3 protein-coding genes are annotated in these 2,835 nt (G+C 59.5%); all 3 read left to right on the top strand.

The genetic code is table 11. From position 1 onward, the window contains the following. Positions 1-261: 261 nt before the first annotated feature. Genes OC610_RS24860 through OC610_RS24850 form a run of 3 tightly spaced genes read left to right on the top strand, consistent with a single transcriptional unit; the run spans position 262 to position 2,579 of the window. The gene (locus OC610_RS24860; RefSeq protein WP_249876878.1) at positions 262-696 is read left to right on the top strand and encodes a DUF1795 domain-containing protein; all 435 of its coding nucleotides are present in this window, start codon (positions 262-264) and stop codon (positions 694-696) included. A 54-nt stretch (positions 697-750) separates the two neighbouring features. Next, positions 751-2,049: a PAAR domain-containing protein gene (locus OC610_RS24855; protein WP_264431665.1), complete on the top strand. Its 1,299-nt coding sequence runs from the start codon at positions 751-753 to the stop codon at positions 2,047-2,049. Further along, a complete protein-coding gene (locus tag OC610_RS24850) occupies positions 2,046-2,579 on the top strand; it encodes a hypothetical protein (protein ID WP_264431664.1) in 534 nt (177 codons plus the stop codon). Before OC610_RS24855 ends, OC610_RS24850 begins: the two co-directional genes overlap by 4 nt. Positions 2,580-2,835: the final 256 nt, after the last annotated feature.

Here is a 2,835-nt window from a genome sequence, read left to right as displayed (position 1 = left end):
ATTCAATAGCATGGGTCGTCCTTTATCGCTGCCGCAGTCCTTCAGACGCTGCGCAAGATTGCCGGCTTTGGAGGTTGAAGATCAAGCGATCGCGCCCTTCGACAGCCCGTGCACAGGCAGGCAATCACTGGAGTAGTGACGCCGATCGCATAATGTAGTTCGTTACGCGGGGCAGAGGAACCCGGTTCTTGATTGTTGCCAGCCATTACTTGAATATCTGCTCCTTCGCGCGTCACCTCACGTCCATGGAAAGCGATTACTGTGACTTCCTACCGCATTCAAGAAGCCGATCTCGACATCCCCGACGCCTGGCAAGACCAGAGCATCAATATTTTCAAGCTGCCGGCGGTCGGTCCTGCCAAAGAAGCCAGTTTTGTGATCAGTCGCGACGCCAGCCAGGGCGACGCGCCCTTTGCCGAGTACGTGGATCGCCAGCTCAAGAGCGCGGAGCAGCAATTGCCGGGCTTCAAGCTGGTCCAGCGCTGGGACACGGTGCTGCAGGGACTCACGACCACGTTGCTCGATTACACCTGGCAACGGGAAGGGCGCGACCTGATGCTGCGCCAGGTGTTCATCGAGCGTAAGCCGGCGGTGCTGATCACCACCTTGACCACGACCCCGAACGACTTCCCCTATCACGAGCCGGCCTGGAAGCTCGCGATGCATTCGTTCAAGCCACAGCCTCCGACTGCTTGAGCATCGACACGTCCCACTGAGCAGGCAGACCCATCAGTAAGGTAGTTGCGCGCAATGGATGCACAGGCAGCAGCACGTCTGGGAGATGAAATAGCCCACGGGTTCGGGTTGGCCGCGATGGTCGCCGGAGCCGTGGCCGGTGCCCTGATCGGCGCCGCGGTCGTTGCCGCGACTGTCGCCACGGGCGGCGTGGCCCTGGCGATCATGGCGGGCTCGATTGCGGCCGGCGGCTTGTCGATGTTCCAGATCGTCAAGGGGCTCTCCACCATCTTCAACCTGCCCGAGCCCACGACGGGGGCGTTGATCATGGGCAGCTTCAACGTCTACATCAACGACCGCAATGCCATGCGGGCGGGCGAAGACATCGCGTCATCCTGCACCGGGCTGCCGATGAACCATCCGATCTGGCCCTTTCCGGTGCTGATTGCCGAAGGCAGCGCCACGGTGTTCATCAACGGCAAGCCGGCGGCGCGCCTGCACAGCAAAATGGTCTGCGGTGCCCACATCAAGACCGGCAGCCCGAACACCTTTATTGGCGGGCCGACGGTGTCGGTGGCGTTTGTGCTGGATCTTGAAGGGTGGATGCATACCGGGTTGGAAGCATTGGGGATGTTGGCCATGGGGGGCGCGGCGATTCTCGCGGCCATGGCCGGCGTGGCCGCTTTAGTCGGTTTTGTGGTGATCGGCGGTACGATGATGGCTGGCATGGCGTTGCTGGGGGATCTGGGGGATCGCTTGGGGCCGGGGTACCGTGACTTGCTACAGGGCGTGGCGGGAATGGCGCTGTTGGGCCTGGGCCCGAAAATGGCGAAGATCGGTGCCGGGCCCAAGACGCCCACTGTGCGCTTCAAGCCAGGCTACACGTCGGACGATATCGCTTCGATGCCCAAGTTCAGCCGGCCGAAGAGTGCTGCCGATTACCTTGAGGATTCCTATATCGCCGAGCACCTCAAGGTCTTCCAGGATGAAGGCGGTGCTTTTCTATTCACGCCGGATGACATTGCCAACCCCATGTACCAGACCTTTAGCCCTAACAAATACGTCATGGCAAAGTCAGATCTGCATGGTGTGGTGGCTGAATTCAACAAGACCGGCGACGTTTCGCTGCTAGAGTCTGCCTTGGGCTATGACCCGGGCAGCCTGGCCGGCAAGGAGATCTACATGATGGACTTGAGCAGCCCCAAGGTGGTCATGCCAACCGGCAACGAATATGGGGCGAACCCGCTATGGCGTCCTGGCGGCCTGACCCATCCTGGCGGTATGCGCGAAGCGGTCATGGACAACGTGGGCATCCCGCACAATAACGATATCAATTTCCTGCTCTCGAACCCGGATGTGGTGAGAATCCAATGAGTGCCAATTTGGACAACGTATTACTGCTGGCCCTGGCCAATGACGAGTTGGATAAATTCCTCGTCGGCGAGCCGTTCTATTTTCAAGAAGCCAAGAATGACAATGCAGAGCCGCAGAACGTCGTCGCGGCATTCGATCAACTGGTGCTGCGTTACTGGCAACAGACTCACGACATTCAGTTTCCCGGACGCTTCGTGGCGGCTTTGCTCAAGATCCTCGCGACCTACCCTGACCGCAATCGGGCGATTTATGTCGCTGCGGTGTGGGTCTGGTACTACCGGTTTTGCCTGAGCAAAAAGCAGGCACAACCCGGGGGGCTTTACGCCGACCTGTTCGAGATTGATATGGGCGCGGTGGCGCTGGCCCTTCAGCGGCAGCTTGAGCTCAACAAGGCTGAGTTGGTCCAGGATACGCGTTGGGCCGGTGCCAGCTGGAACAGCCAGAACGGCCTGTGGGGGCCACTGATGCGCACAGCCCTGGTCGTCCGGGACAAGCTGGGCGGCCCTGATTTTGTGCCGGCTAATCTCTGAGTGATTAATGCTGCGCTGAAGGGCTACGTGGAAAGCGCCGACGGTGACTCGATTCGTGTTCGAACCATGGATAACACGTTGGATTCTCCAGCGGCCCGTACTTGCGAGTCGCATGGGCGCAGCCCGGTCAATATCTACTCACCAGCGAGTGATATTGCTCTCGCTGGGTTGCGCTGTAGGAGCTGTCGAGTGCAACGAGGCTGCGATCTTTCCAATGCCAATTGAGTCGAGAGCGAAAGAACAAGATCAAAAGATC

The organism is Pseudomonas agronomica (genome assembly GCF_025917275.1).
In the GTDB taxonomy this organism is placed as follows: Bacteria; Pseudomonadota; Gammaproteobacteria; order Pseudomonadales; family Pseudomonadaceae; genus Aquipseudomonas; species Aquipseudomonas agronomica.
This window is presented reverse-complemented; position numbering and strand designations above follow the sequence as displayed.

What these genes read in the sequence shown, in the direction of transcription:
- OC610_RS24855 (WP_264431665.1), top strand. Translation starts at nt 751, where the DNA reads ATGGATGCACAGGCAGCAGCACGTCTGGGAGATGAAATAGCCCACGGG.
- OC610_RS24850 (WP_264431664.1), top strand. Translation starts at nt 2,046, where the DNA reads ATGAGTGCCAATTTGGACAACGTATTACTGCTGGCCCTGGCCAATGAC.